9 protein-coding genes are annotated in these 7,609 nt (G+C 61.3%); 1 reads left to right on the forward strand and 8 read right to left on the reverse strand.

Annotated features, from left to right (window positions below):
- On the reverse strand, positions 1 to 206 hold a 206-nt coding region (locus BLX41_RS16085), incomplete at its 3' end, for a hypothetical protein (RefSeq protein WP_123725721.1).
- A gap of 165 nt (positions 207 to 371) precedes the next feature.
- Between BLX41_RS16085 and BLX41_RS16090 the strand changes: the two genes are divergently transcribed.
- A complete protein-coding gene (locus BLX41_RS16090) occupies positions 372 to 584 on the forward strand; it encodes a hypothetical protein (RefSeq protein WP_123725702.1) in 213 nt (70 codons plus the stop codon).
- Between the two features lie 33 nt (positions 585 to 617).
- On the opposite strand, the gene BLX41_RS16095 is transcribed toward BLX41_RS16090, so the two are convergent.
- The 7 genes from BLX41_RS16095 to BLX41_RS16125 are packed head-to-tail and all read right to left on the reverse strand — an operon-like array spanning position 618 to position 7,596.
- Entirely contained in the window at positions 618 to 1,646 is a 1,029-nt protein-coding gene (locus BLX41_RS16095) for a nucleoside hydrolase (RefSeq protein WP_123725703.1), read from the reverse strand.
- Between the two features lie 42 nt (positions 1,647 to 1,688).
- Positions 1,689 to 2,093, reverse strand: a complete 405-nt coding sequence (rbsD, locus tag BLX41_RS16100; protein ID WP_123725704.1) for a D-ribose pyranase — start codon at positions 2,091 to 2,093, stop codon at positions 1,689 to 1,691.
- On the reverse strand, positions 2,090 to 3,007 hold the full coding sequence (rbsK, locus tag BLX41_RS16105; protein ID WP_123725705.1) for a ribokinase: 918 nt from the start codon (positions 3,005 to 3,007) through the stop codon (positions 2,090 to 2,092). Before rbsK ends, rbsD begins: the two co-directional genes overlap by 4 nt.
- A 24-nt stretch (positions 3,008 to 3,031) precedes the next feature.
- Positions 3,032 to 4,051, reverse strand: coding sequence for a LacI family DNA-binding transcriptional regulator (locus BLX41_RS16110; protein WP_123725706.1), 1,020 nt, complete (start codon positions 4,049 to 4,051; stop codon positions 3,032 to 3,034).
- 3 nt (positions 4,052 to 4,054) lie between these two features.
- Positions 4,055 to 5,032 (reverse strand): ABC transporter permease, encoded by a 978-nt coding sequence (locus tag BLX41_RS16115; RefSeq protein WP_123725707.1) that lies wholly within the window; start codon positions 5,030 to 5,032, stop codon positions 4,055 to 4,057.
- Entirely contained in the window at positions 5,029 to 6,582 is a 1,554-nt protein-coding gene (locus tag BLX41_RS16120; RefSeq protein ID WP_123725708.1) for a sugar ABC transporter ATP-binding protein, read from the reverse strand. Before BLX41_RS16120 ends, BLX41_RS16115 begins: the two co-directional genes overlap by 4 nt.
- Before the next feature lie 57 nt (positions 6,583 to 6,639).
- Entirely contained in the window at positions 6,640 to 7,596 is a 957-nt protein-coding gene (locus BLX41_RS16125; protein WP_123725709.1) for a sugar ABC transporter substrate-binding protein, read from the reverse strand.
- Positions 7,597 to 7,609: the final 13 nt, after the last annotated feature.

Consider the following 7,609-nt stretch of genomic DNA (forward strand, 5'->3'; position numbering starts at 1 on the left):
CCGACATAGCCGGATCCGGCTGCCCAGGTTTCCAGTCGAAACAACAAGCCCTCGATCTCGGCACCTCCCACCACTCCCGAAGAGATGTAGGCAATTCCGGTCCTGGTGACACGCAACTGGGTATGTACGTTGTCACTGGCCGACGCCAGAAGCTGGCGCACCGCCTCCAGAGTCAGGGCATCAGGCTGATTCAAATCGATTTGCACAAAAGCTTCCTTGAGCGCAGGAAAAGCGCCAGTGTCGCATAGCCCCTCGCTTGATGCCTAAGTCGGAGTGCCAAATGTCCGGCAACATGGTTAACTCTGCGGCGCAGCAAACACCCGCCCAGGCCCAGCCCTGGCGCCCGCCTTATCCGAATTCGTGAGACTTTCATGGCCACCGTGAGTATCGACGCCGACATCAAAGCCAAATGGCCCCAGGGCCAGTGCTCCTATAGCCCAGGGAGCCCGGAAGAGTTGGCGATCATTGGCATAGACCTGCTGGTTAAGGAACTGGGAACTCAGTCCGCCCGAGCGTTCATTGAGCAGGTTTTCGAGAAGTACCCTGCCGATCACCCAGGCGCACAGGACCCGGAACGCGAATAGAACCCCGCAGGCAGGAGCCTGCGGGGGCGCTGCTTACTTGAGGCGAGCCAGACGCTCGGTGAGCAAGTCGAAGAAGCCCTGAGCATCACCGTTCTCAACCCAGAACACGTTCTTTTCCTGCTTCAGACCGTCGTACCAGTCGACGATGGTCTGGCCAAACGTCGGCCCTTCACGACTGTCGACAACCATGTTGGCCTGACGCCCGCTGAACAGCTCAGGCTTGAGCAGATAAGCAATCACCGTCGCGTCATGCACCGGGCCACCAGGAATGCCGTAGTGCTCCATGTCGCCCTTGACGTACTCGTTGAGGATATCGCCTACCACCTTGCTGGCATTGTTGTTCAAGGCGGCGATTTTCTGCAGTCGCGCCTCGCTGGTCAGCACCTTGTGGGTCACGTCCAGTGGCAGGTAGGTCAGCTTGACGCCACTCTTGAGCACCACTTCGGCCGCTTGAGGATCGGCGAACAGGTTGAACTCCGCCACCGGGGTGATATTGCCCCCATTGAAGTGCGCGCCCCCCATGACCACCACTTCCTTGATGCCCTGGGTAATATCCGGTGCCTGGATCAATGCCAGTGCCAGGTTGGTCTGCGGACCCAGCATGGCGATGGTGATGCTGTGGGGCTTGGCCGCCCGCAACGTATCGATCAGATAGTTGACCGCATTGCCCTTGGCCAGAGGCGCCTTGGGCTCATGCACAGTCACCCCGGAAATGCCTTCCTTACCGTGGATATTCTCGGCATAGATCGGCGTGCGCAGCAGCGGTTTTGGCGCCCCTGCGTAGACCGGCACTTCATCGCGACCAGCCCATTCACGGGCCAGACGAGCATTACGCGAGGTCTTGTCCAGGCGCACGTTGCCCGCCACCGTGGTCAAGGCACGAACATGCAACTCCTCGGGCGAGGCCAGGGCGAACAGCAGGGCCACCACATCGTCAGCCCCCGGATCGGTGTCGATGATCAGATCGATTTTTTCCGCCGCCTGAGCGCCGGTAGCAGTGAGTAGAGACAAGAGCAGCAGACTCCGGAACCAATGTTGAAACAGCAGAGCATAGCGGTGCATGGCGCACTCCTTGTGCAAGGTAAGGAAAAGCCGGACAGCGGCCTAGAAGGTCACCCCGGCAACCAGGGCGATGTTGCAATACGGCTGGCACTCTCCCGTGCGAATCACCGCACGAGCCTGGCGACTGAGCACCTTGAAATCTTCGTGACTCATCAATCTCCGGGTCCCCAGTTCGCCACCGAAGTTCAGCACGTCCAGCCCCAACAAGGGCTGCGGCCGCTTGAGCAGAATCTCCTCGGCCAGCACATGACTCTCCACCTGCATCTCGCTAAGCAGTACCTTGAGGGTGCCGAGAAAATCGGGAACGCCGTGAGTCAGGGCCAGATCGATCAACTCGACGCCAGGAGGCACAGGCAGACCGGCATCACCGATCACCACGACGTCACCGTGGCCCAAAGAGGCAATCAAGCGTGACAGGGCAATATTGAGCAAAGGTGTCTTTTTCATGAAGGGACAAAGGCCTGAACGTCGGACAGCGCGGGAATGGAAGGTTGTGCACCGGCACGCGTCACCGACAGCGCCGCGGCGACCTGACCAAAGCGGATCGCATCGGCCTCGCTCTTGCCGGCAGCCAGGGCGGCGGCAAAACCACCGACAAAGGTATCCCCCGCTGCCGTGGTGTCGATAGCCTTGACCTTGGGCGCCGGGAAATGCTCAAAACTGCGGCCATTGGCAAACAGCGAACCTTGCGCCCCCAGGGTGATGATGACCTTACCGGCACCGGCGGTGATCAAGCGACCGGCCGCAGCCTCGGCGCTCTCCAGGGAGTCCACCGCCACGCCACTGAGGGCGGACGCCTCGCTTTCATTGGGAATCAGATAGTCGATCGAGCCGTACCACTGCGCCGGCAGCGGGCCGCTGGCCGGCGCCGGATTGAGAATCACCGTCTTGCCCAGCTCACGCCCGCGCTTGAGGGTGTACCCCACCGTTGCCGGGGGCACCTCCAACTGACAGATGATCACGTCGGCCTCCTGCAACACCCGATCGAACCCCGCAACCTTCTCGGGGCTGAGCAGACCGTTGCCACCGGCGACGATGACAATTGCATTCTGGCTACTGTCATCAACCACGATCAGGGCGACGCCGCTGGACCCCTCTACCACGCTCACCGCCTGGCAATCGATCTGCTCGGCGAGCAATGCACTGCGCAATTGCTCGCCATAGGCATCATCACCGACACAGCCAACCATCGACACCTGCGCCCCCAGCCTGGCCGCCGCCACTGCCTGATTGGCCCCCTTGCCACCAGACACCGTGGCAAAGGATTTGCCAATCAGCGTCTCGCCCCCTCGCGGCAGGCGCTCGGCCCGGGTCACCAGGTCCATGTTGAGGCTTCCCACTACCACTACTTTTGCTGGCATACATCGATACTCAATCGTTTGGATTCAGCGGAACTCGGCAAATGCGCTGCTGAGCGGCGCAGTCGATTCCCGCAAGACAATATTCGGCGTAACGATGCGCTGGTCGATCGGCAAATCCCGCGAGGCAATCCGGCGCAGCAGCAACTCTGCCGCGGTCTCCCCCAGTTGCAGGATCGACTGACCCACCGTGGTCAGCGCCGGGTAGACATAACGGCTCATGAGGATGTCGTCGAAGCCGATCACCGAGAGCTCACTGGGCACACGAATATTGCGCTCAGCCGCAGCCCGCAACACACCGATACCCATCATGTCGTTGGCGGCGAAAATTGCGCTTGGCCGGCGCCCCTCAAGCAACTGTGCCGCAGCGCGATAACCACCGTTGCTGCTGAAGTCACTTTCCAGGATGCGCCCTGCCGGCACCTCGACACCGGCCTCCTGCAGTGCCTGGCGAAACCCCGCCAGACGCATCTGCGCCACACTGGTGTTGGCCGGACCGCCGATGCAGGCGATGTCCCGGTGCCCCAGCTCCAGAAGGTGCCGGGTCGCCAGGTAGGCACCGTAATGGTGGTCGATACGCACCAGATCGGCGTCCACCCCTTCCAGTCCTCGGTCGACAATCACCATCGGCGTGCGCACCCCGGCCAGGCCCTGGGCCAGACCGCTGTCACCACCAGCGGATGTCACGATCAGCCCATCAATGCGCTTTTCCAGAAGCACCCGCAGATAGTTGCGCTGCTTGTCCGGGTTATCGTCGGAGTTGCAGAGGATCACGCAGTAACCGTTGCGCTCGCAGTAGTCCTCGATCCCTCGTGCCAGTTCGGCGAAGTAGGGGTTGAGACTGTTGGGCACCAATAGGCCGATGGTCGCGGTGGTCTTGGCCTTGAGTGAACGGGCCACTGCACTGGGCACATAGTCGAGGCGCTTGATAGCCGCCTCGACCTTGACCCGCACCTCTTCACTGACCGGCCGCGTCTTGTTCAGTACATGGGACACCGTGGTGTAGGAAATCCCCGCCAGCGCCGCCACATCCTTGATTGTTGCCATGAATCAAACCCGCCGATTGGCGCGCTGGCTGCGATAGGTGTCCAGCACCACGGCAATCACAATGACCGCACCGGTGATGATGCGCTTGGTCGGTTCTGATGCGCCGATTTGCGCCAGGCCTGCAGCCAGCACGGAAATAATCAAGACGCCGAAGAAGGTACTGATCACCGAACCGCGTCCGCCCATCAGGCTGGTGCCGCCAATCACCACCGCAGCGATGACCTGCAACTCCAGACCGGAGCCCGCATTCGGGTCTGCCGCTTCCAGGCGAGAAATTTGAAACAGCGCTGCGATGCCCGCCAACAACCCCATCAGACTGAACACCAGGATCTTGTAGGGCTTTGGATTGATCCCCGCCAGACGCACCGCCTCTTCGTTGGTACCGATGCCGATCAGGTAGCGGCCGAACACGGTGCGCGTCAGCACCGCCTGGGCCAGGAAGATAATCAGCAGCGCAATGATAAACGACGGCGAAATGCCAAAGGCAATCGGATTCGACAACCAGGCGAACGCATCACCGATATAGGCAGTGCGCGAGCCGGTCATCTGGTAGGCAACGCCCCGGGCCATTTCCAGCACCCCCAGGGAAACGATGAACGACGGGATGCGCCAGGCCACAGTGATCGAGCCCGTGATGGTTCCCGCCAGCGCCGCACAGGCCATGCCCAGCAACGCCGCAGGCACCACGCTCCAGCCCCAGCCGAGAATCGCCACGCTCACCGCCGAGGCCGCCAGGGCCAGCACTGACCCCACGGACAGATCGATGCCACCGATGATCAGGACGAAGGTCATGCCCACCGCCAGCACCATCAGGTCGGGAATCTGGTTGGCCAGGGTGCTGAAGGTGTCATAGGAGAGGAAGTGGCTGCTGAGCAGGGAGAACAGGACGATCATTCCCAACAACGCCCCCGCCAGACCCAGGTAGGTGCCGAGGCCGTAGTAATGGCCGCCTCGCTTGCCGCTTGCAGGTGCTGTTTTCATGATGCATTCCTAGGCGTCGCTTCGCTGAGCAACGCATCTCGTTTTTGATAGCCGGCAAAGGCGGCGGCAAGCAATTCGTCCTGGGTCCAGCTGTCACGCTCGAAGGTGTCGATCAGGCGCCCGGCCGAGAGCACACCAATGCGATCGCAGATCAGCATCAACTCACGCAGGTCGCTGGACACCACCACCAGGGCCTTGCCCTGGCGCGTCAATTCCCCCAGCAGGCCATAGATATCGAACTTGGCACCAACGTCTATACCGCGAGTGGGCTCGTCGAACAGCAACACCGAACAGTCGCGTTCCAGCCAACGGCCGATCACCACTTTCTGCTGGTTACCGCCGGACAGTTCGGACACCCGTTGCGCCGGACTGGAGCTGCGAATGCGCATGGCATCGATCTGCCGCTGGGCCAGCTGCTCTTCGTCCTGACCATTGACCAGACCGCCGCTGGAAATCGCCGGCATGTTGCCCAGGGCGATATTGGCGCTGATGGACTGAGTCAGCAGCAGCCCCTCGCCCTTGCGATCCTCAGTGATCAGCGCGATGCCGTGGGCCACCGCATCCACCGGGGAGCGAATACTCACCGGCCGGGCCGGCGTGCCCAGGGCAATACTGCCGCTGTCGGCGACGTCGGCACCAAAGATAAGTCGCAGCAACTCGGTACGCCCTGCCCCAATCAGGCCGGAGATACCGAAGATCTCGCCACTGCGCACCTCGAAGGACACATCACAAACCTTGTCCGAGCGACTGAGGTTGTTCACCGTCAGCGCCGGCGCACCGATCTTGCGCTCGCCCAGATCAATGTGTTCGCCCTGCTCGCGCCCCACCATCAGGTTCACCAGCTGTTCGCTGTTGTAGTTGGCCATGGGCTCGACACACACCAGGAAACCGTCACGCAACACAGCAATACGCTGGGCCACGCGGGCCAGTTCTTCCAGGCGATGGGAGATATAGATGATGGACACGCCCCGGGCCTGCAGGCGGGTGATCTGCTCGAAGAGCATCTCCACCTCACGGGAAGTGAGCATGGCCGTCGGCTCATCGAGAATCAGCACATGACAATCACCGATCAGATTGCGGGCGATCTCCACCATCTGCTGATGACCGATGCCCAACTCACCCACCAGCGTGTCGGGATCGATGGCGTCCAGGCCGACCTGGGCCATGGCTTCGATCGCCGCCTTGCGCAGTTGCTTGCGGCTGATCCAACCACCGTTGCTGGGCAGGTTGTCGAGAAACAGATTCTCGGCCACCGACAGGGTCGGCAGCAGATTGAGCTCCTGCATGACCATGCGAACTCCTGCCTCTTCCGCCTGGGTCCGGCTACCGGGACGATAGTCCTGGCCGTTGAACTGCATGTGGCCGGTGGTGGGGCTGACCAGGCCACCAATGATCTTCGACAAGGTGCTCTTGCCGGCGCCGTTCTCACCGGTCAGGGCCAGCACCTCCCCGCGCATCAGCGTCAGGTCGATGCCGGTCAATACCGGTTGTACATAGGTCTTGCCGATACCGCTGACCGAAAGGACAGCGTTCGCAGCGGAAACTGACATAAGAAACTCTCCATGCGCTCGCCCGAACGGGCGAGCACCGTTGTGCCGCCGGAAGGACTACTTGGTGACCAGCTCAACTGGAGTTTCGATCACGCCGTTGGCACCGCTGTCGACTTTCTCGCCCTTGAGGATCTTCAGTGCGGTCTCGATGCCGAACACCGCCTGCTTGGCAGCGAACTGGTCGGCGGTGGCCAGGACCCGGCCATCCTTGAGCATTGGTTTGATGGCGTTGATATTGTCGTAGCCCACCACCTGGACCTTGCCGGCCTTACCCGCAGCCCGCACGGCGGAGACCGCCCCCACTGCCATGCTGTCGTTACCGGCCAGCAATGCCTTGAGATTCGGGTATTCACTGAGCATCGCCGAAGCCACACGATTGCCCGCGTCGATCTCCCAGTCGCCGGACTGCAACGAGACCACCTTGATCTGCGCGGCGTCCATTGCGTCCTTGAAGCCAGCGGTGCGCTGCTGTGCGTTGGTGGTGGTGGAAACCCCTTCGATGATCCCCACTTCGTCGCCGGCCTTCAGTTGCTTGGCCAGGTACTCACCCACCAGGCGAGCCCCCTTGCGGTTGTCCGGACCTACGAAAGGTACGCTGATGTTCTTGCTTTTCAGCACCCCGGGATCGAGTTGGTTATCGATATTGATCACCGTGATCCCGGCATCCACCGCCTTCTTGATCACTGGCACCATGGCCTTGGAATCGGCGGGTGCAATCACCAGGGCATTGACCTTGGAGACGATCATCTGCTCGACGATGCGGATCTGGTTGGCGGTATCGGTTTCGTCCTTGATGCCGTTGGACACCAGGTCGAAATCGGCGGAATGCTCTTTCTGATAAGCCTTGGCGCCATCTTCCATGGTCAGGAAGAACTCGTTGGCCAGGGACTTCATGACCAGGGCGACCTTGGGTTTCTGCGAGGTCTCGGCATAGGCCGAAGAGAGAGGGAGGGCAGCGGATGCAGCAGCCAGAACAGCGACAGCGAGTAAACGTCCAGCGAAGGGCAGCTTCATGAATTCACTCCGA

The sequence above is a fragment of the Pseudomonas protegens genome (assembly GCF_003732485.1).
GTDB lineage: Bacteria > Pseudomonadota > Gammaproteobacteria > Pseudomonadales > Pseudomonadaceae > Aquipseudomonas > Aquipseudomonas protegens_B.